This is a genomic window from Bacillus sp. RB3, from assembly GCF_030164735.1.
Taxonomy (GTDB): Bacteria; Bacillota; Bacilli; order Bacillales; family Bacillaceae_G; genus Bacillus_A; species Bacillus_A cereus.
Genome location: NZ_JASNGE010000005.1, coordinates 91629 through 111227, shown reverse-complemented (window position 1 = coordinate 111227; position 19599 = coordinate 91629). Strand labels below are relative to the sequence as shown.

Sequence of the window (19599 nt, the reverse complement as noted above, 5' to 3'; positions counted from 1 at the left end):
TGATATCATAACATGTTTACGCTTTCTTTTTAATACATTTTCGTAGAATTTCTCATTTTCTTCACACTTCTATTGTAATCCATTCTGCAACGAAGTGCTAATTTTTTTATGATTTATTTCTTCATATTAAAAATAAAAAGTAGCTCTAAAGAGCTACTTTTTATTTTACTTCTATTGTTTCTTCTTTATGTTCATGCAATTCGCCTTTTCTTACATGTACTTTCACTTTGTAAGCACCGTTCTCTTTGAAAGTATGTTTCGTTTCATACTCTCCTTTATTTCCTTCTTTCGCTGGAATAAATTCGTGTTTTTCAACACCATCTTTCCAAATCTCTAGTTGTACTTCAGCACCAGTTAATGCTTCTTCTTTTTGCTTTAAATGAACTTTCATTGTAGATTCAGCATTTGCCTTTATGTCTCCAGCCATAAGATGGATCATTGTGTCACTTTTATGATCTCCATGTCCTGCACTGTGATCACTATTTTCTTTTTTTGCATCTTCTACTTTCGCATTTCCTACAGCAACTTTTACTTCTGGCATAACGTGCATTTCACGTGCATTTGTGTGAGCGATAATATGGTATACTCCATCCGTTTCGAATGTTTTCTCTACTGCATAAACACCTTTTCCTTTATGCTTACCATCTAACATCTCGTGTTTTTCGTCGCCATCTTTCCAAATTTCAAACTTTACATCATCGGCATCCGTTACTTTTTCTTTCCCTTGTGTAACAAGTGCTTGTACTTCTGTTTTTTCACCTGGTTTAATTTCTTTCGGATTTGTTTGTACTGCTACTTTTACAGCTTCAAGTTTCTGTTCTTTTTTCGGTTCTTCTTTGTTTGTATTACAGCCAGCCAACGCTAGCATCGCGATAAATAAAGTTATAATCAGTTTTTTCATCATCATTTCCTCCTTTATACTTTATTTAGTATAGAGGAAATACATTGTAATATTCCAGTCTTCTGCTGAAAACAATATACGAAATGTTTGTGAAGTTTCTGTGAAGCGGTCTTCCCCTCTTAATCTATGAAAAAAGAGCATAGTAACTATGCTCTCGGATGAAACTGTTTATATACATCTTTTAATCTAGTTTTTGAAACGTGCGTATAGATTTGAGTCGTTGAAATATCTGCATGTCCAAGCATTTCTTGTACAGCACGTAAATCTGCTCCATTTTCTAATAAGTGCGTAGCAAACGAGTGACGCAACGTATGAGGTGTAAGCTCTTTTTCAATATTTGCTTCTTTCGCTAATCGTTTTAATATTTTCCAAAATCCTTGTCTTGATAAACGATTACCATGATGGTTTAAAAAGAGTGCATCTACTACTTTTTTCCCCATTAATTCTCTTCTTCCTTTTTCAATATACTTTTGAATCGCTTCCGTTGCTAAACTTCCTAGTGGAATAATTCTTTCTTTATTCCCTTTCCCTATGCAACGAACAAATCCCATCGTTAAATGTACATCTTCTAAATTGAGTGCAATCAATTCTGAAACACGAAGTCCTGTCGCATACAGTAACTCTAGCATCGCCTTATCACGAATCCCAAAAGCACTTGTCATTTTTGGTGTTTGAAGTAACGCCTCTACTTCATCAACTGATAATACTTTTGGTAATTTCCGTTCCCCTTGTGGCGTTTCAATATGTACGGATGGGTCGTGTTCTACCGCTCGTTCACGAAGTAAAAATTGGTGGAACGAACGAATTGATGCGATATGACGCGCCAATGTTTTCGAAGATTTTCCGTTCTCTTTTAAATACTGCAAAAAATTAACAATGTGTAAACGGGTCACTTCATGAAAAGTTTTCGTCTGTTCCACATTTTGCAAATACTTTACGTAGCTTTTTAAATCCCGTTCATAAGATACTACTGTATTCTTTGCTAATCCTTTTTCGACAACCATATAATGAATAAAATCTTTTAATTGATCTTCCACTCTACACTACTCCCCATTTTCATAGAAAAACATCATTCTATTTACGAAAGCATCCTTTGCCGGTTCTTCATTCCCTGATACTTTTTCTACAGTCTCTTCTTTAGGTTTTTCATAACGATGATAGCTTTCATATTCTTCATTTATCCATAGTATAGCGAAATAAAACAAAATCGTACAACTTGTAAATAATAAAAATACTTTTATTCCATCAAAAGTTAATTTTAAAGCTCGGCGCATTGTAAATTCCTCCAAAATATAAGTTATTACAACATATGCCAAGCTTTCACCAATTTATACCTTATTCAAATAAAAAACCTCTTCCTAGATAAATAGGAAAAGGTTATTTTTCATCCGTTTCATTTTCTTGACAATTTTTACAAATCCCATGGAATGTTAAACGATGATCTTTCACCTTAAAGCTCCAGTCTCGTTCTACTTTCCTTTCCACTTCACCAAGTAAATCTTCTTGTATTTCTTGTACAGCACCACATTGTGTACAAATCAAATGATGGTGGAAACGCTGCGCACCTTCTTGGCGTAAGTCATAGCGTGAAACACCGTCTCCGAAGTTAATCTTATCGACAACTTTTAACTCAGATAATAGTTCTAAAGTTCGATAGACGGTTGCTAATCCGATCTCTGGCGACTTTTCTTTTACAAGGAGGTAAACATCTTCTGCGCTTAAATGATCTTCTTCATTTTCTAGCAGCACACGAACTGTTGCTTCACGTTGCGGTGTTAATTTGTAGCTCGCTGCATGTAATTGCTTCTTAATTCGTTCAATTCTTTCTTCCATTCGGTACTACTCCCTCCTCGCCACTCTTACACCATTATATCAGAAGAAGGGCTTCTGTCAAAAGAAAAAAACAATAAAAACAAATTGATAATTATTCTCAAAAAGTATTTATTTTTTATTAATAGCCTCAACGACTTCTTTCATTAAAACTGGTGATGCGTAAGCCTCCACACTAGAAGCAAGTGCTAACACCACTCCAATTACGAGAAAGAAGCATGTATAACGTATTAATAATGGTAATAGTGGCTCGGTTATTTTTCTAATAAATTGATGCCTAATCATCCGTAAAGAAAAACTTGCAGCAATAGTTGTCATAACGAGAAAGACTGGAATGATAATTAAATTTTGTGGCAAAACAGATACAAATGCTAATAATAATCCATTCCATCCATGCTGACTTACTAAAAAACCAACTGTAAATCCAACGACAACTCCTTTTACAAATAATAAAATAAAAATAAGTGGTAATCCAATAATTGAAATCCCTAAAATCCAAATAAATCCGATGTATTTTAATTGCGAAAAGTAACTTTCTCGAAACATTTCGCCCGCAATGGCAAATTCTCCTTTAGAGACTTGTCCAAAAAAACGTTGTAAATAAAATGATAAATCTTGTTTTTGATTGATTTGTAAACTATTCACCAGAATAGCTCCGAATATTACTCCCATCAATAATAAAACGGCGTTAAATATATATAATGAAGAGTTTTCCTGTATGTGAGACATTACACGGTCTTGCCAATTTTTTCGCCACATTTTTCTTCCCTCCGTTCACACTCTTATTAAAAATGTATGAAAGAAAGAAAAAAGTATGACGAATTAACATTGAAATTCCGCTCTACTTTGCTAAACTAAAAAGTAGAGAATAGGAGGGATTTCTCTTGAAACCATTATTATTAGATTTTCCAACATTATTTCAAACTGAACGCTTGCAAGTTCGTAAACCATTTCCAGGTGATGGTGCAGAAGTATATGAAGCAATCCAAGCTTCTCTAGAAGACTTAGTACCGTGGATACCAATTAACGCTGAAACAGAAGAGAGTGCTGAAGAAATTGTTCGCGAAGCTCACGGACAGTTTTTACTTCGTGAAACACTTGATTTTCACTTATACGATAAAGTATCTGGTACATTCATCGGAGCAATTACACTAAAGCCTGAAAACTGGGATATTCCAAAGTTTTCACTTCACTTCTGGCTACATAGTGCCTATACAAAACAAGGCTATATGACCGAAGCTGTTAAAGGTGCAATTCAGTTCGCCTTTGATAAACTAGGCGCTAGAAGAATTGAAATTCGTACTGATGCAACAAATATAAATGCATGTAGCTTAGCAGAACGTCTAGAATTCATTCTAGAAGGTACAATGGAAAATGATTTCCTAGCACCAGATGGTAGCTTACGTGATGCACGTGTATATGCAAAAATCAATTAAAAAACACTCGCCTTTGGCGAGTGTTTATTTTTGTAGTTGTAAATATTGTACTGCAAACATCGTCTTCGCATCATGAATACGAAGATCTTTCATAAGAGTAATCGCTTCTTCTAACGATACTTCCATTAATTCCACAAACTCATCTTCATCTAACTCAGCTTTATTTTCTTTTTTTGTCAAACCTGTCGCTTTATATACATATAAAATTTCATCTGCGAATCCTGGAGATGTATAGAAAGAAGTAATGAGCTCCATATTTTCACATACATATCCTGTTTCCTCTTCTAATTCACGAACTGCTGTTACCTCAGATTTTTCACCAGGTTCTAACTTACCAGCCGGAATTTCTATAATCGCCTTTTCAAGTGCTTTACGATACTGCTCAACAAGCACAATTTTCCCCTCATCAGTAATAGCAATAATAGCAACTGCACCAGGGTGATTTACAATTTCACGTTTACTCATTGCTCCATTTGGTAATACTACATCATCAACACGAACTTTTATAACTCTACCATCAAAAATCGGCTCAGTTTTTACTGTTCTCTCTGCAAGATTACTCATACTACTTCATCTCCCTGTTCTATTTCCTATTCTTTCCTCATACATTTTACCACATTGAAAGGAGCGTGATAGAAATGAAGGTTTATATTTTACCAAATCGCGTCACTTTAGTCGGAAAAGCATGGCAAATTCGCCATAAGCTAAAGCAATATAGCAAAGAGTATACAACTGTACAAGAGTGGATTACAGCAAATAAAGTGAAACATTAATCATGCTTTTACGGGCAGTTAATGCGCAACGAAAAGTAAACGTTTGTCAACCTCTTTTCCCTCTCGTACAATAAAGGTAAGGAGGTTGACCTATGAAAAAACGTCAATTAGGAAACTCAGATTTGTTTGTTACAGAAATGGGCCTTGGCTGTATGTCTCTCGGTACATCTGAAACAGAAGCTATGCATATTATCGATGAAGCGATCGATTTAGGAATTAATTTTTTTGATACAGCAGATTTATATGATTACGGATTAAATGAAGAATTTGTTGGAAAAGCCTTGAAGGGAAGAAGAGACCAAATTGTACTTACAACGAAGGTTGGAAATCGTTGGACAGAAGAAAAAAATGGCTGGTCTTGGGATCCTTCTAAAGCTTACATAAAGACTGAAGTAAAGGAAAGTTTACGTAGACTTCAAACTGATTATATTGACCTTTACCAACTTCATGGCGGAACGATTGAAGATCCAATAGATGAAACAATTGAAGCTTTTGAAGAATTGAAAAAGGAAGGTATTATTCGCCATTACGGTATTTCTTCTATACGCCCAAATGTCGTTCGTAAGTATGCAAAACGCTCAAACATCGTTAGTGTACTAATGGAATATAGCCTTTTAAATCGTCGTCCAGAAGAATGGTTCCCCCTTCTGAATGAACACCAAATTAGCGTCATTGCCCGCGGGCCACTTGCAAAAGGAATTTTAACTGACAACAATGCAAGAAAAATAGAAAGAGTAAAGGAAAAGGATTATCTCTCTTATTCTTACGATGAATTACATACAACTCTAGCGAGTGTAAAAGAAACGATTGGAGAATGCTCTTTAACAGGAACAGCTATTCAATATTGCTTACATAATAAGACTGTTGCAGCTGTTATACCTGGTGCAAGCTCTCTTCAACAATTACAGGAAAATATACGAGCTAGTCAACAGTTACCTTTAACGAAAGAAGAATATATACAACTTCAAAAGATTGTTAAATATGACACATATGCTTTGCATCGTTAAAAATATCGAATTATCGATAAAACAGAAGACTGTCTCCAGTATTAGGAGACAGTCTTTTTTATAACGTATCATATTTATCAGGATTCGTTCCTACATGTAAATCACGATTCAACGTGTTAATTTGACGTATCTCTTCTTCAGTTAGTGCAAAATCAAAAATAGTAAAGTTTTCTTTAATACGAGATGGTGTAACAGATTTAGGAATTGTAACAATCCCGCTTTGAATATCCCACCTTAATATAACTTGTGCAGGTGTTTTTTCATATTTGTTAGCAATAGCCTGAATGATTGGATGCTGGAATACTTCTCCGCCCCTCATTAACGGACTCCATGCTTCCATTTGAATTTGCTCATCTTGACAATAATTGCGCAACTCAAATTGCGTCAACATCGGATGAAGTTCCACTTGGTTTACCATCGGCTTCACTTTGCAATTTGGTAATAATAGTTCTAAATGATGTTTATGAAAATTAGAAACACCAATCGCGCGCACTTTACCTTCTTCATACAATTTTTCCAAAGCTCGGTACGTATCAACATACTTCCCTCTTACCGGCCAATGTATTAAATATAAATCTACATAGTCCATTTGTAATTTTTTCAAACTCTTTTCAAATGCCTCGAGTGTCTCCTCATATCCTTGATCGTCGTTCCATACTTTTGTTGTAATAAATATATCTTCTCTTGGAATTCCTGATTCACGTATCGCCTCTCCGACACCGCTTTCATTTTCATATACAGTTGCTGTATCAATCGAACGGTATCCAACTTCTAACGCTGTTTTTACTGCTTGTTTTACTTCGTCTCCTTCTTTCGCTTTATATACGCCTAGACCAATCATCGGCATTTTCACGCCATTATGAAGTGTAGTTGTTGGAATATGCACAGTCGTCTCCCTTTCATTGTTACATTTTTATAAGCCACAACTTTATTTCAACAAGATTCATCCCAAAAGTCAAAACATAAGTACAGTTTACATAACACTTTTATATAGCTAAAAAATAACGTGAACTCATTCATTCACGTTATTTTCTCTCCATTCTTTCGCTTTTTCATCCACATTGCGCACAAACTCATTTTTCCCTTCCGTATATAACGTGCCATCATATGTATACTTTTCGGCTAATTCTCTCTTTAAGGTTGCATATGCCTCTGCTTCTTCACAATGAGCCATCATATAATCACGAAACGCTAAATGCCTTACAATCTCTGGATTTCCTTTTTCAAACACGTGTAAATGATACGAACGTTTTTCTTCAGTTCCATGAATAAAATATCGGCGTCTTGAAATACCATTTTCCCCTTTTACGATGTAACCAAGCTCTATAAATCGTTCATTCCACCCATCTACTCTTTCGATATTTTCTACTTCCATGATCATATCAATAATAGGTTTAGCTGCTAGTCCAGGCACTGACGTACTTCCAATATGATGAATTTTTACCGTTTCTGGCATCGCTGACTTTAATCTTTCAGCCTCCATTTGAAATTTTTCACTCCAATGGTTTTCATGTGGAACAACGACAATTTTTCTCATTCTAACTCCCCTTTTCTTACAAGCTTGTCAAAAAATGATCAGTGGTATTTCACTGATCATTTTTTTATTATTTAAAGTCTTTCCAAGTGAGGTTACTTTCACTTAGCAGTTCTTCAAATGATTTATTCTTTTCACGTTCTTTTTGTTCTTGGCGCTTTCTTTCCAGTTCAGCTGCCTCTTTTTCCTCTTCTCTCACTTGCAACTCTTTCTTCTTACTCTTTAATTGTTGCATGAGTGAATCATTTAATTGATCGCCTAATGTAAGTGTTTCTTTCTTTGGTTGATTCACTTGTGATTGTCTTTGTCTTTGTATTTGTCTTTGTTTCTTTTTCTTCATGCTACTCACCTTTTACTTTTTTCTCCATTATAGTAGATACACGATGAAATCGACAATAAAAAAGGGTCTTTACTCTATTATTCACCTTTTGTAAATATGTTAATTTTTCGAAAAGACTAAATTTTTGTGTAGCTATAATCCTATGAATCTATTAAAATTATGTCGTATGATGTCAGATTATAAAAAAAGGAGAATTATATTATGTGGAAAAAAATTATTCCTGCCGTTGCTGTTTTAAGCACCATTACTTTTTCAAGCGTATTTGCCGCTCCCCCATCTCAGAATCCAGCTGAACAAAACCGCTACATAGACGTACAAATGCTTGGTATTAATGATTTCCATGGACAACTAGATACTGTTAAAAAAATCAATAATAAAGAAGCTGGTGGCGCTGATTACTTAGCTACTTATTTAAAAGAACGTAAAAAACAAAACCCTAATACACTTCTCGTACATGCTGGTGATATCGTCGGAGCTAGTCCACCAGTTTCAGCATTATTACAAGATGAACCGACAATTGAATTTTTAAATGACTTAAAATTTGATGTTGGTACAATCGGAAACCATGAATTTGATGAAGGTATTGATGAAATGCAACGCCTCATTTACGGTGGATATCATGAAAAAACAGGGAATTTCAAAGGAGCTAACTTCCCCTATGTAGCTGCTAACTTCTACAACAAATCAACTGGCCGCTTATTTTTACCACCGTTTACTGTAAAAATGGTAGATGGTGTTCCTGTAGGATTCATTGGGGTTGTTACAACTGATACACCAAATGTCGTTATGCCTACGATGCTTAAAAATGTACAAATTACTGATGAAGTAGAAGCAATTAATAAATCAACACAACAATTAAAACGCCTCGGCGTTAAATCTATCGTCGTTCTTGCTCATGTCGGTGGAACAACCGATGAGTCTGGAGTAACAAATGGCGATCTTACTCGAATTGCAAATGAAACAGACCCAGAAGTTGATGTTATTTTCGGTGGACATAGTCATACGTATGTAAATGGTACAGTAAATAATAAACTAATTGTCCAAGCAAATTCATACGGAACGGCTTTCTCAGACGTGGATGTAACAATTGATCGTAAAACAAAGGATATTGTAAAGAAAAAAGCTGAAGTTGTTACAACGTATCATGAAGGTGTAGAACCTGATAAACAAGTAAAGAAAAAACTAGATCAATATAAAGAAAAAATCGCACCACTTGTAAATGAAGTGGTCGGAAAATCTACAGCACCTATCGACCGTAAACAAAATGATGCTGGTGAGTCCACTCTTGGAAATTTAGTTGCCGATGCTCAGCGTCAAACGATGCAAACTCAAATCGCCCTCATGAATCCTGGTGGCATTCGTAATGACTTAGATGCTGGTGATATTACGTGGGGTGAGTTATACGGCATTCAACCTTTTGGAAATCAATTAATTAAAGTAGATTTAACAGGTCAAGACATTCGCGATATTTTAAATCAGCAATGGCAAAAAGGAACAACAAGAATGCTTCAAATTTCAGGTATTCAATATACGTGGGATGCAAATAAACCAAACGGTGAAAAAGTTACAAATATACGTTTAACAAACGGAGAAGAATTATCTCCATCTAAAGTGTATAGCGTAGTTGCAAATGCCTTCTTAGCTTCTGGCGGTGACGGATTCGTATCATTTAAAAATGGTAAAAATGCAGAAACTGGTCCAAACGACTTTGAAGCGTTAGTCGATTACGTAAAACAATTAAAAGAACCAATTCAGCCAGTTATTGATGGAAGAATTCAAAAAGTAAATTAAGTGTTTCTCTAATAATAAATTTCATTTTTCACGCCATAAAGGATTTATACTGATCCTCTATTTTATACGTAATATACATCATAAAAAGGATACTCGTTCTTCCAATGAACATAGTATCCTTTTCTTTAGTTATCAAAATGTGATGTTTTGTCAACTTCATATTGCTGTAAAAATTGGTGCAACGCCTCTTCTACAAGTTTAGATTTTTGAATTCCTTTCGATTCCGATATAAGGTCCAATTGTGATAATATTTCTGTATTAATAGAAAAGGTTCGTCTCTTCTTCTCTGTACTTTTACTCATAATTGGTACAATTACTTCTTCTCTTTTTCTTAATAATTCATAAATGCTTTGTAATTGCTCATAAATTAACAATTGATAATCTGTTTTCTCATATTGAAGGGCGGTCGCTTCTTGGAGTTGTAAGTGACGTGGTTCTTCTCCATCTCCTACAAAAATACGTTTCTTCTGCTCTCCATCATATTCGTATCCAATCAATCTTAATTTCTTCGATAATGTATACGGGCTTATTTCAAGACGTTTTGCTATAATAGCGATGGGTTCACGTCTATTTAAACCATCTATAATTTCTCCAATCGTCACAATTTCCCTCCTCCCGTGTTGAAATGACACTAGTATGGTATGTTACAATGATTTTCTAACAGTATATGCAAAATGAATAGCCTGTGCGATTCATACGATTTCACAAAAGGAGGTTTTCAATATGCTTTTTCGTAGCTACACCCCTCAGTTCTATAATGAAAACAAACAACTCATTCCTAACAGTATCGCTACGATAGAAAGCGTTATGATTAATAATCGAAAACAAACTCTCCTTATGCGTGGACAAAACGTAGAGCAACCTATTTTATTATGCTGTCACGGCGGACCTGGGATGGCACAAATCGGATTTATTCGCCATTTTCAAAAAGAATTAGAGAAGCAATTTATTGTTATTAATTGGGATCAGCGCGGGGCTGGTAAATCCTTTTCACTGAAAGATTTCGGAGCAAATTTCACAATCGAACAATTCGTTTCCGATGCAAAAGAAGTGATTCAATATGTACTTAAAAGGTTCAACAAACAAAAACTATTTCTCGCTGGTCATTCTTGGGGAAGTATTATTGGGCTTAACATAGCACATCAATATCCAAAGTATATCGAGGCTTACATCGGTATTGGGCAAATTGTACATATGAAACAAAATGAAGAATTGCTATATCAACATTTAATTCATTCTGCAAAAAAACATGATCATAAAAAGGCATTAGCTTCCCTTTTAAAATTAGGCAAACCACCATTTTTAGATACGAGACGTCTCATTATTCAAAGAAAGTGGCTTGGCACATTTGGAGGAGCAATCCAAAACGGATCTTCCTTTTCTTTCATACGAAAAGGTTTCTTTTCTCCTGAGTATACGCTATTAGATTGGTTCAAATTTCTCGCAGGAAATTTAAAATCTGGCGTTTTATGGGAAGAAATGCTGACAATCGATTTCTTTTCTTCTATCTCAAGTTTATCTATTCCAGTTTATTTTTGTTCTGGTCGCTATGATTATCAAACTCCTTATGCACTCGTTCAAGAATATTGCGATATTATTGAAGCGCCTATAAAAAAGATGATTTGGTTCCCAAATTCAGCACATTCTCCTGATTTAGAAGAACCAGAATTATTCGCTAATTCTTTGCAATCAATTAAACAAGAGCTAGCTTTTCAGCATTAGTAACAAAAGGCTCTTTTACATTTCATAGAAAACATTTTATAATAATATGTCGCAAGTATGTATAAACATAGCAAAACATTTCATATTTACTTGTCTTAACAGAATAAAAATTTAGGGAGATTACATTTATTATGAACGCTGTACTCGTCGCAGTAGCAATTATGCTATTGCTTAGTTTGTTACGTGTCCAGGTCATTGTCGCCATCATTGTTGGAGCTTTAACAGGCGGAATTATCGGCGGACTCGGTATTTCAGAAACGATTAACACTTTTACAACTGGTCTTGGAAATAGTGCTCCAATCGCTTTAAGTTATGCAATGCTTGGTGGTTTCGCTATTTCCCTTTCCAAAACAGGACTTCCAGATGCTATGATTCAAACTGCATTAAAATGGATTGGCAATGAACAAGACACGCAAAAACAAGTTTATTCTAAAATACTTATTTTATTCATTATTTTAACGATGGCTTGTTTCTCACAAAATTTGATTCCTGTTCACATTGCTTTCATCCCCATCTTAATTCCAGCACTTTTAAAAGTATTAAATGAGCTGAAAGTGGATCGCAGACTTGTCACATGTATTATTACATTTGGATTGATTACTCCTTATATGTGGATCCCTGCAGGATTCGGAAAAATTTATCATGACGTATTACAAACCAACGCTGCGCAAAGCGGCCTTACATTTGATGTCACACTTATTCCAAAAGCAATGACTATTCCAGCAATCGGTATGATTATTGGATTATGTGTAGCGGTATTCATTACGTACCGAAAACCTCGTACGTATGAAACAGAACAAATTCATACTACCGAAAATGAAATCGTTCCCTATACAAAACGTAGCATTACTTTCGGGTTATTATCTATCATTGCTACATTAACTGTTCAATTAACAACAGAATCAATGATTTTCGGTGCTTTAGCAGGTATTATCGTCTTATCAGTTAGTGGCAGTCTACCACTTAAAGAAGCAGATGCGATATTAACAAGCGGAATGCGTATGATGTCCTTTATTGGCTTTGTTATGATTGCTGCCGCCGGATTCGGCGCTGTTCTTCGAAAAACAGGACATGTTGAATCTCTAGTGCAAACGAGTGCACATCTAATCGGAAATAACAAACCACTCGCTGCATTTCTTATGCTCGTTATTGGACTTCTCGTTACGATGGGAATTGGTTCATCCTTTTCAACCATCCCTATCTTAACAACCATTTTTGTACCTCTTTGCATTCAGCTTGGATTTAGTCCAATGGCCACAATTGCAATTATCGGTACAGCCGGAGCGCTAGGTGACGCAGGATCTCCAGCATCGGATAGTACCCTTGGACCAACATCCGGTTTAAATGCTGATGGTCAGCACCATCATATATGGGATACATGTGTACCCACTTTTCTACATTACAATATACCGTTACTTATATTTGGCTTTATTGCCGCAATTACATTATAAAAAGGTGCGTATAAAACGCACCTTTTACTTTTTTATTTTTCCTTTTAATTGTTGAAAAGCTACTTTTCCATTATCTCTGACATAGCTTTCTATTGTCGGTAGTGATGAACCTCTCCATTCACACTCTATGCTCCCATTCGGTCCAACAATTTTTAATTTATCTGGTATATGTATATTTAGAAATCTCGCTGACCGAATTAAATCAATAGCAATCTGATCACTTGAGGTTACAATTCCATCTATATACGGATTGTTTTGCAATAATGTAATAAATTGTTTATTTGTATATCCTTGTACACATTCTTCTCGATAAGAGATTCCTTCATCCCAAACAGCGTCTAAAAACCCTGCTATATGATCTTCCATTTCTTCACTTTCTTCTCCCTCACCGAAATATGCAAGAAAGTGACACCCTTTCTCTTTTAATAAAGAAACAGCACTCTGTCCACTTTCATAATAATTTCCATGTGATTGTTGCTTATCAATCACAACAAACGGAAATGGAATTTCTCCTATACTTTTAAAAACTGCTCTTGTCAAAATAACACCTGCAATGTTATTTTGCTTCAGCATATGTATGTATCTATCTTTATTCTCTATATTACAAATAATGATTTGATAGCCTTCTTTATATGCTATTTCCTCAATACAATGTAGCAAAGTGATGTTTGATTGGTTACATAAATTATCTACAAGTAATGCAATTATCGTTGAATTCTCTTTAAATAGTGGCTTCGTTGCACTGTTTGGCCTATAACGTAATTCTTTAATTGCTTCCTTTACTTGTTTTACTGTGTCCTCATGAACGTATCCTTTTTCATTCATAACTCGTGAAACGGTTGCGACTGAAACACCTGCCAATTTTGCAACATCACGTATAGTTGCCACATCGTCACCCCTTAATATGGTAATAGATTACAATTTCACGGTAACCTAAATTACACTATCCGTCAAGATTAATAACTCATATTTCTGAAAATTGTTACATTATTTCACCAAACGATATTCCAACTGAATTTCATGTAAAATTGGGATATTATCATATCCCATACGTGGAATTTCTTTCTTAATTTTTCGTGCCTCCTCTACCGCATTCACATATAAATTAGTCATTACAAAATTACGTTTTTGGTAAAATCGTAACGCATTCATATTATCATTTGTTGTAATAAGCCAAACCTGTCTGCACCGTTCTTCTTCTGCAACTTGTAATACACAATCCACAAGTTTCGTCCCTATTCCTTTTCTTTCTTCAAAGCTATCTAGCGATACAATTTCGCACATATTTCCGGTCACTTCATACGTTATAATTCCGATTATTCTGTCATCTGAGAGCGCAACAAATCCTGGCAACTCTTCTAACTGATGTCCCTTACCACGTGAAACCATCAATGAACTTCCCCAATTCCCACACATGAACATTCGGATTGTTTCTTTCATCGCTGGCGTAATTTTTTGTATATGCAGCATTTCCTATTTCTCCCCTTTTATATCATTGTGATACAATATAAGTGTATCACATGTAACGGTATTTGGAGGATGAGGTAAAGTATGAAACGTTTTTTTGCAGCATTGTTTACTATACTAGGTGCAATAACTGCCCTTGGGATTTTCTTTACAAATAAAGTGATGTACTTAAAGAAAAAAACAGAGGAAGAAGTACTCGAAAGAGAAACGAAAAAACATTTTCGTATAGAGGATTTTGATGCTCTTCATAAAGAAGAAATTCATATCCCTTCACAATTCGGATACGACCTTCACGGATATTACATTCCTGCTGGTCATTCCACCAATAAGTTTATGGTTTTTTGCCACGGTGTAACTGTAAATAAAATAAACTCTGTAAAATATGCAAACTTATTCTTAAAAAGGGGATATAACGTCCTCATTTACGATCATCGTCGTCATGGTAAAACTGGCGGAAAAACAACAAGCTATGGATACTATGAAAAACATGATTTAAAATCCGTAGTTGACTGGCTAAAAAACCGTTTTGGCACCAATATTACACTTGGTATTCATGGTGAATCTATGGGAGCTGCAACACTTCTTCAATACGCAGGACTTGTAGAAGATGGTGCTGATTTCTATATTGCAGATTGTCCTTTCTCTGATTTTCACGGACAATTACAGCACCGTTTAAAGGTTGAATTCCATTTACCAAAATGGCCTTTATTACCTTTAGCAAACGCATTTTTGAAAGTTCGTGACGGTTATACAATTCGTGAAGTTTCACCAATCGACTGTATAAAAAACATTAACAATCCCGTTCTCTTTATTCATAGTAAAGATGACGACTATATTTTAGCTGATATGACAAAAGCGTTATATGAAGCGAAAGAAAATAATAAGCAGCTTTATATTGCAGAACACGGTGCACACGCTTGCTCTTATAACGAAAATAAAGAAGAGTACGAAGCAGCCGTCGATCAATTTTTAAACACATATGTGAAAGAAACAAAAAACAGGCTTGCATAAGCCTGTTTTTTATTGCGCTAAAACGTCTGTAACTTGTTCCATATTTTCAGAAATCCATTGCATTGCATCATCTAACGTTGGGAATTCTGTCGTTTGAAATGTTACTTCATCTTGAAGTAACCAAACATCCTTTGCCTCTTGCCCTACACCTGCAATGGACCAATGTAACAAACTATATGGATGATTATCATTCAAAAATGATGCCCACGTGCGCTCATTTGCAATGTTTCGTAATGTATGTAATTGTTTATCCATCTCTCGTCACCTTACTCTAGTCAGTTATGAAAACTATTATAACACTCTCTTCTTTCTCAAACAAAGTGCTCTTTTTTCTCCGCTATTTGCGGGCAGTAAAACTCCCACCTCAAAATTCGGCTGAAACAAAGAAGTTAGGTAGGAGATTAACTGCCCCTAAAAGCCCGATTGGTTCAACTAATAATTAGTGGGGGATGCCTCCCCCACTAATTAAAGTTTCACTTTATATTGCCAAGCACTTCCCTTGATTATATGATGAAATTAAGCGTTTGGGAAGGAGGGATAACGTTGGCAAAAGTACAAATTAAAGTAAATGATAATGGCTCTTTTCGCGTTACAGGGGACGTGGAATTAGTCGACTCACAAGGGAATGCATTCCCAGCAAAACCGGCATTTTCTTTATGCCGTTGTGGTTTATCAAAAAATATGCCTTATTGCGACGCTTCGCATAAAGGTAAATTCGAGTCCGTTGTTAGAGCACCAGAGGCAGAATAATTTTACATGTGACATGCACATTTTTTTGTGCATGTTTTTTCTTTTTAGCAACTCCGTTATATCCCTTCTCTTTACAACATTTCTAATACTTTTATTTCCATTCCAGCCTGCATATATTTTCACACAATTCTTCACATTCGAATATTTTTTACTAGCCTTTTATTTTTTTTGTGCTATAATTTGAGCAAACAGCATCCTTCGGGGTCGGGTGAAATTCCCAACCGGCGGTGATGAAGTGAAAACTTCTAAGTCCGTGACCCGTTTTCAACTCGAAAACGGTGGATCTAGTGAAACTCTAGGGCCGACAGTATAGTCTGGATGGGAGAAGGATATGTTTCTAGTTTTTTATATAGTGAATACACTTTTATTTCAGTATGCATATTTTTAAAGATTCATTTTGATTCTTTATATATGTTTAATTTTCTATACTTATTTTTTATACTGAAATAAAAAGAGACAACTAGCGTTTAAAAATTCGATATTTTGCTAGGTTTTTTCCTTATGCAGAAATATCAATTATCGTTAGGTTTCTTTCCTATGCTTTCGTATTCAAACTATATTTCTAGAAATCACGTCTCCCAAACCCCAAGGATATTAAATCCTTGGGGTTTTTTGATTTTTTTTGGAGAGGTGAAGAAAATGACAGATCAAGAATATATGAGGATTGCCCTGCAGTTAGCAGAAGGAACATCAGGACAAACAAGTCCAAATCCTATGGTTGGTGCTGTTGTTGTAAAAGATGGAAACATCGTTGGTATGGGCGCTCATTTACGAGCTGGTGAAGAACACGCAGAAGTTCATGCCCTTCAAATGGCTGGTCAGAACGCCAAAGACGCTACCGTTTATGTAACACTGGAACCGTGTAGCCACTTTGGAAAAACACCACCTTGCTGTGAATTGCTCATCGAAAAAGGAGTTAAGCGTGTTGTAATTGCTACTCTCGATTGTAATCCGCTCGTTTCTGGTAACGGAAAAAGAAGATTAGAGGAAGCTAGAATTGAAGTAACTACTGGTGTTCTTGAAGCAGAAGCAGTTTTATTAAATCGCTACTTTTTTCACTACATGAAAACGAAACGCCCTTTTGTAACAATCAAAACAGCGATGAGCTTAGATGGAAAAACAGCAACTGTAACTGGTGAAAGTAAGTGGATTACAGGTGAAGAAGCACGTGCTGATGTTCACCAATATCGCCATACACATGATGCAATTCTTGTTGGAGTGAATACAGTTATAGCTGATAATCCTCATTTAACAACAAGAATTCCAAATGGTGGGAAACATCCTATTCGCGTTGTTTTAGATACCCATTTACGAACGCCACCATCTTCTCATGTTATAACAGATGGTTTAGCACCGACATGGATTATTGTCGGTAAGGATGTAAAGAAAGAGAAAATATCTTCTTATGAATCTAAAAATATAGCTATATTCCAAATGGAAACGAAGCATATAGAAATCGAGGACCTTCTTTCCTTTCTTGGAGAGAAACAAATTCTTTCTCTATTCGTTGAAGGTGGCCAATCGATTCATGCAAGTTTCTTAAAAACAAACAATTTTAATGAAATTGTAACCTATATAAGCCCGAAATTAATTGGTGGGAAAGATGCTCCTACTTTATTTGGAGGAAATGGTTTTTCAAAATTACAAGATGCGCTTTCCTTGAAAATTCAAGAGATGAAACAAATTGGTGATGATATAAAAATCGTTGCGAATGCCCGAAACGAGGTGACGAAATGTTTACAGGAATTGTAGAAGAATTAGGAACGATAGCAAACATGCAACAAAGCGGAGAAGCGATGAAATTAACGATTCATGCAAAGAAAATTTTATCAGATGTTCACTTAGGTGATAGTATCGCGGTTAACGGTATTTGCTTAACTGTAACGAGCTTTACAACTACTTCATTTACAGTTGATGCAATGCCTGAAACGATGCAGTCGACATCACTTCGCATGCTTAAACCGCACTCTAAAGTAAATTTAGAGCGAGCAATGGCTGCAAACGGACGATTCGGTGGACATTTCGTTTCAGGACATATTGATGGCACCGGAACGATTTTAAATAAAAAACAACATTACAATGCCGTCTATTACAAAATAGCAATTTCTGATGAACTGCTGCGCTATTGTTTGCAGAAAGGGTCCATTGCTGTTGATGGAACGAGTTTAACGATATTTGCTATAGACGAATCTTCCATAACGATTTCACTCATCCCGCACACAGTAAGCGAATCTGTCATTGGGGAAAAAAATGCCGGAGATATCGTAAACATTGAGTGTGACATGATTGGTAAATATATCGAACGCTTTATTACTAAACCTACAAAACGAGTAGGTTCAATGACTGAAAGCTTTTTACAAGAAAACGGATTTCTATAAGGGGGAAGCACAATGTTTCATCGTATTGAAGAAGCTCTAGAAGATTTAAAACAAGGTAAAGTCGTTATCGTATGTGATGATGAAAACCGAGAAAATGAAGGCGATTTTATTGCTTTAGCAGAGTACATTACACCAGAAACAATTAATTTTATGATTACACATGGCCGTGGTCTCGTTTGTGTACCGATTACAGCAGGGTACGCAGAACGTCTACAATTAGAACCAATGGTATCTCATAATACAGATTCACATCATACTGCGTTTACAGTGAGCATTGACCATGTTTCTACAACAACAGGGATTAGCGCTCACGAACGTGCAACTACGATACAAGAATTGTTAAACCCCGCATCAAAAGGCGCTGATTTCAATCGACCTGGACATATCTTTCCATTAATTGCGAAAGAAGGCGGTGTCCTGCGTCGTGCAGGTCATACAGAAGCTGCTGTTGATTTAGCAAAGCTATGCTGTGCCGAACCAGCTGGAGTTATTTGCGAAATTATAAATGAGGACGGCACGATGGCACGTGTACCTGATTTAATAGAATGTGCAAAACAATTTGATATAAAAATGATTACAATAGAAGATTTAATTGCTTATCGCCGCGATCATGAAACACTTGTGACGAGAGAAGTGGAAATTACATTACCTACAGATTTCGGTACTTTCCACGCAATTGGCTATTCTAACTCATTAGATACGAAAGAACATATCGCACTTGTAAAAGGTGATATTTCAACAGGTGAACCGGTACTTGTACGTGTTCATTCTGAATGCTTAACAGGAGATGTATTCGGTTCACATCGCTGCGATTGCGGACCACAACTCCATGCAGCACTTGCTCAAATTGAGCGTGAAGGAAAAGGTGTTCTTCTTTATATGAGACAAGAAGGAAGAGGCATTGGGCTTCTTAATAAGCTTCGCGCTTATAAATTACAAGAAGAAGGATTCGATACTGTAGAAGCAAATGAAAAACTCGGCTTCCCTGCTGATCTTCGTGATTACGGTATCGGTGCTCAAATATTAAAAGATTTAGGTTTACAAAGCTTACGATTATTAACGAATAACCCAAGAAAAATTGCTGGCTTACAAGGTTACGATTTAGAAGTAGTCGAGCGTGTACCGTTGCAAATGCCGGCAAAAGAAGAGAATAAATCGTATTTACAAACGAAAGTAAATAAATTAGGACACTTACTAAACTTATAATT

Annotated in this window: 24 protein-coding genes and 1 riboswitch; of the genes, 11 read left to right on the top strand and 13 right to left on the bottom strand. The window is 35.7% G+C overall.

The genetic code is table 11. The features are described 5' to 3' along the window. Positions 1-160 precede the first annotated feature (160 nt). The 5 genes from QO049_RS09585 to spoIIM form a co-directional block, all read right to left on the bottom strand. Complete coding sequence (locus tag QO049_RS09585) at positions 161-901, bottom strand: FixH family protein (protein ID WP_000733456.1); 741 nt, start codon at positions 899-901, stop codon at positions 161-163. A gap of 146 nt (positions 902-1047) precedes the next feature. Then, complete coding sequence (gene xerD / locus QO049_RS09580; RefSeq protein ID WP_000390088.1) at positions 1048-1938, bottom strand: site-specific tyrosine recombinase XerD; 891 nt, start codon at positions 1936-1938, stop codon at positions 1048-1050. 6 nt (positions 1939-1944) lie between these two features. Beyond that, the gene (locus QO049_RS09575; RefSeq protein WP_001250432.1) at positions 1945-2175 is read right to left on the bottom strand and encodes a YqzK family protein; all 231 of its coding nucleotides are present in this window, start codon (positions 2173-2175) and stop codon (positions 1945-1947) included. Between the two features lie 103 nt (positions 2176-2278). Next, positions 2279-2734 (bottom strand): ferric iron uptake transcriptional regulator, encoded by a 456-nt coding sequence (gene fur / locus QO049_RS09570; RefSeq protein WP_000392657.1) that lies wholly within the window; start codon positions 2732-2734, stop codon positions 2279-2281. Between the two features lie 108 nt (positions 2735-2842). Continuing rightward, complete coding sequence (spoIIM, locus tag QO049_RS09565) at positions 2843-3460, bottom strand: stage II sporulation protein M (RefSeq protein ID WP_013142149.1); 618 nt, start codon at positions 3458-3460, stop codon at positions 2843-2845. Between the two features lie 155 nt (positions 3461-3615). On the opposite strand from spoIIM, the gene QO049_RS09560 reads away from it, so the two are divergent. Then, entirely contained in the window at positions 3616-4167 is a 552-nt protein-coding gene (locus QO049_RS09560) for a GNAT family N-acetyltransferase (RefSeq protein WP_000803479.1), read from the top strand. 24 nt (positions 4168-4191) lie between these two features. Here QO049_RS09560 and QO049_RS09555 read toward each other — a convergent pair whose 3' ends face one another. Further along, positions 4192-4731, bottom strand: a complete 540-nt coding sequence (locus QO049_RS09555; RefSeq protein WP_098963109.1) for an NUDIX domain-containing protein — start codon at positions 4729-4731, stop codon at positions 4192-4194. A gap of 74 nt (positions 4732-4805) precedes the next feature. Here QO049_RS09555 and mciZ point away from each other — a divergent pair, with 74 nt between their 5' ends. Then, on the top strand, positions 4806-4940 hold the full coding sequence (mciZ, locus tag QO049_RS09550) for a Z-ring formation inhibitor MciZ (protein WP_000870302.1): 135 nt from the start codon (positions 4806-4808) through the stop codon (positions 4938-4940). Between the two features lie 92 nt (positions 4941-5032). Then, a complete protein-coding gene (locus QO049_RS09545) occupies positions 5033-5947 on the top strand; it encodes an aldo/keto reductase (RefSeq protein ID WP_246961112.1) in 915 nt (304 codons plus the stop codon). 58 nt (positions 5948-6005) lie between these two features. Here the strand turns inward: QO049_RS09545 and QO049_RS09540 are convergent, their stop codons facing one another. From QO049_RS09540 to QO049_RS09530, 3 genes are all read right to left on the bottom strand, one after another. Continuing rightward, on the bottom strand, positions 6006-6833 hold the full coding sequence (locus QO049_RS09540) for an aldo/keto reductase (RefSeq protein ID WP_000547992.1): 828 nt from the start codon (positions 6831-6833) through the stop codon (positions 6006-6008). A gap of 126 nt (positions 6834-6959) precedes the next feature. Next, the gene (locus QO049_RS09535) at positions 6960-7484 is read right to left on the bottom strand and encodes a GrpB family protein (RefSeq protein ID WP_246961115.1); all 525 of its coding nucleotides are present in this window, start codon (positions 7482-7484) and stop codon (positions 6960-6962) included. Between the two features lie 67 nt (positions 7485-7551). After that, positions 7552-7821: a YqkE family protein gene (locus QO049_RS09530; protein ID WP_016118586.1), complete on the bottom strand. Its 270-nt coding sequence runs from the start codon at positions 7819-7821 to the stop codon at positions 7552-7554. Between the two features lie 201 nt (positions 7822-8022). Here QO049_RS09530 and QO049_RS09525 point away from each other — a divergent pair, with 201 nt between their 5' ends. Next, complete coding sequence (locus tag QO049_RS09525) at positions 8023-9612, top strand: bifunctional metallophosphatase/5'-nucleotidase (protein WP_246961131.1); 1590 nt, start codon at positions 8023-8025, stop codon at positions 9610-9612. Between the two features lie 125 nt (positions 9613-9737). On the opposite strand, the gene QO049_RS09520 is transcribed toward QO049_RS09525, so the two are convergent. Then, complete coding sequence (locus tag QO049_RS09520; protein ID WP_000151926.1) at positions 9738-10214, bottom strand: ribbon-helix-helix domain-containing protein; 477 nt, start codon at positions 10212-10214, stop codon at positions 9738-9740. A 121-nt stretch (positions 10215-10335) separates the two neighbouring features. On the opposite strand from QO049_RS09520, the gene QO049_RS09515 reads away from it, so the two are divergent. Together QO049_RS09515 and QO049_RS09510 are read left to right on the top strand one after the other, a co-directional pair. Next, positions 10336-11334, top strand: a complete 999-nt coding sequence (locus QO049_RS09515; protein ID WP_000898966.1) for an alpha/beta fold hydrolase — start codon at positions 10336-10338, stop codon at positions 11332-11334. A gap of 131 nt (positions 11335-11465) precedes the next feature. After that, positions 11466-12785: a Na+/H+ antiporter family protein gene (locus QO049_RS09510; RefSeq protein WP_284489260.1), complete on the top strand. Its 1320-nt coding sequence runs from the start codon at positions 11466-11468 to the stop codon at positions 12783-12785. A gap of 24 nt (positions 12786-12809) precedes the next feature. Here QO049_RS09510 and QO049_RS09505 read toward each other — a convergent pair whose 3' ends face one another. After that, a complete protein-coding gene (locus tag QO049_RS09505) occupies positions 12810-13673 on the bottom strand; it encodes a LacI family DNA-binding transcriptional regulator (protein ID WP_246961137.1) in 864 nt (287 codons plus the stop codon). Positions 13674-13772: 99 nt separating this feature from the next. Further along, the gene (locus QO049_RS09500) at positions 13773-14255 is read right to left on the bottom strand and encodes a GNAT family N-acetyltransferase (protein WP_098283370.1); all 483 of its coding nucleotides are present in this window, start codon (positions 14253-14255) and stop codon (positions 13773-13775) included. Positions 14256-14336: 81 nt separating this feature from the next. Here QO049_RS09500 and QO049_RS09495 point away from each other — a divergent pair, with 81 nt between their 5' ends. Next, positions 14337-15263, top strand: coding sequence for an alpha/beta hydrolase (locus tag QO049_RS09495; protein ID WP_000819234.1), 927 nt, complete (start codon positions 14337-14339; stop codon positions 15261-15263). Between the two features lie 9 nt (positions 15264-15272). Here QO049_RS09495 and QO049_RS09490 read toward each other — a convergent pair whose 3' ends face one another. Further along, positions 15273-15518, bottom strand: a complete 246-nt coding sequence (locus QO049_RS09490) for a DUF2552 family protein (protein WP_000360793.1) — start codon at positions 15516-15518, stop codon at positions 15273-15275. 288 nt (positions 15519-15806) lie between these two features. Here QO049_RS09490 and QO049_RS09485 point away from each other — a divergent pair, with 288 nt between their 5' ends. From QO049_RS09485 to ribBA, 4 genes are all read left to right on the top strand, one after another. Next, positions 15807-16013, top strand: coding sequence for a CDGSH iron-sulfur domain-containing protein (locus tag QO049_RS09485; protein WP_001151579.1), 207 nt, complete (start codon positions 15807-15809; stop codon positions 16011-16013). Positions 16014-16203: 190 nt separating this feature from the next. Beyond that, a riboswitch (FMN riboswitch) is annotated at positions 16204-16347 on the top strand. Between the two features lie 305 nt (positions 16348-16652). Then, complete coding sequence (gene ribD, locus QO049_RS09480) at positions 16653-17765, top strand: bifunctional diaminohydroxyphosphoribosylaminopyrimidine deaminase/5-amino-6-(5-phosphoribosylamino)uracil reductase RibD (protein ID WP_000131988.1); 1113 nt, start codon at positions 16653-16655, stop codon at positions 17763-17765. Then, positions 17747-18391: a riboflavin synthase subunit alpha gene (ribE, locus tag QO049_RS09475; protein WP_016111642.1), complete on the top strand. Its 645-nt coding sequence runs from the start codon at positions 17747-17749 to the stop codon at positions 18389-18391. The genes ribD and ribE overlap by 19 nt, the downstream gene beginning before the upstream one ends. Before the next feature lie 12 nt (positions 18392-18403). Then, positions 18404-19597 carry a bifunctional 3,4-dihydroxy-2-butanone 4-phosphate synthase/GTP cyclohydrolase II gene (gene ribBA, locus QO049_RS09470; RefSeq protein ID WP_246961140.1) on the top strand — a complete coding sequence of 398 codons (1194 nt, stop codon included), beginning with the start codon at positions 18404-18406 and terminating at the stop codon, positions 19595-19597. The last annotated feature ends 2 nt before the right edge of the window (positions 19598-19599 follow it).

Excerpts from the sequence above, each read along its gene's own strand:
- QO049_RS09585 (WP_000733456.1), bottom strand. The coding sequence starts at position 901 with ATGAAAAAACTGATTATAACTTTATTTATCGCGATGCTAGCGTTGGCT.
- QO049_RS09575 (WP_001250432.1), bottom strand. The coding sequence starts at position 2,175 with ATGCGCCGAGCTTTAAAATTAACTTTTGATGGAATAAAAGTATTTTTA.
- fur (WP_000392657.1), bottom strand. The coding sequence starts at position 2,734 with ATGGAAGAAAGAATTGAACGAATTAAGAAGCAATTACATGCAGCGAGC.
- spoIIM (WP_013142149.1), bottom strand. The coding sequence starts at position 3,460 with ATGTCTCACATACAGGAAAACTCTTCATTATATATATTTAACGCCGTT.
- QO049_RS09555 (WP_098963109.1), bottom strand. The coding sequence starts at position 4,731 with ATGAGTAATCTTGCAGAGAGAACAGTAAAAACTGAGCCGATTTTTGAT.
- mciZ (WP_000870302.1), top strand. The coding sequence starts at position 4,806 with ATGAAGGTTTATATTTTACCAAATCGCGTCACTTTAGTCGGAAAAGCA.
- QO049_RS09545 (WP_246961112.1), top strand. The coding sequence starts at position 5,033 with ATGAAAAAACGTCAATTAGGAAACTCAGATTTGTTTGTTACAGAAATG.
- QO049_RS09535 (WP_246961115.1), bottom strand. The coding sequence starts at position 7,484 with ATGAGAAAAATTGTCGTTGTTCCACATGAAAACCATTGGAGTGAAAAA.
- QO049_RS09530 (WP_016118586.1), bottom strand. The coding sequence starts at position 7,821 with ATGAAGAAAAAGAAACAAAGACAAATACAAAGACAAAGACAATCACAA.
- QO049_RS09525 (WP_246961131.1), top strand. The coding sequence starts at position 8,023 with ATGTGGAAAAAAATTATTCCTGCCGTTGCTGTTTTAAGCACCATTACT.
- QO049_RS09515 (WP_000898966.1), top strand. The coding sequence starts at position 10,336 with ATGCTTTTTCGTAGCTACACCCCTCAGTTCTATAATGAAAACAAACAA.
- QO049_RS09510 (WP_284489260.1), top strand. The coding sequence starts at position 11,466 with ATGAACGCTGTACTCGTCGCAGTAGCAATTATGCTATTGCTTAGTTTG.
- QO049_RS09500 (WP_098283370.1), bottom strand. The coding sequence starts at position 14,255 with ATGCTGCATATACAAAAAATTACGCCAGCGATGAAAGAAACAATCCGA.
- QO049_RS09495 (WP_000819234.1), top strand. The coding sequence starts at position 14,337 with ATGAAACGTTTTTTTGCAGCATTGTTTACTATACTAGGTGCAATAACT.
- QO049_RS09490 (WP_000360793.1), bottom strand. The coding sequence starts at position 15,518 with ATGGATAAACAATTACATACATTACGAAACATTGCAAATGAGCGCACG.
- ribD (WP_000131988.1), top strand. The coding sequence starts at position 16,653 with ATGACAGATCAAGAATATATGAGGATTGCCCTGCAGTTAGCAGAAGGA.
- ribE (WP_016111642.1), top strand. The coding sequence starts at position 17,747 with ATGTTTACAGGAATTGTAGAAGAATTAGGAACGATAGCAAACATGCAA.
- ribBA (WP_246961140.1), top strand. The coding sequence starts at position 18,404 with ATGTTTCATCGTATTGAAGAAGCTCTAGAAGATTTAAAACAAGGTAAA.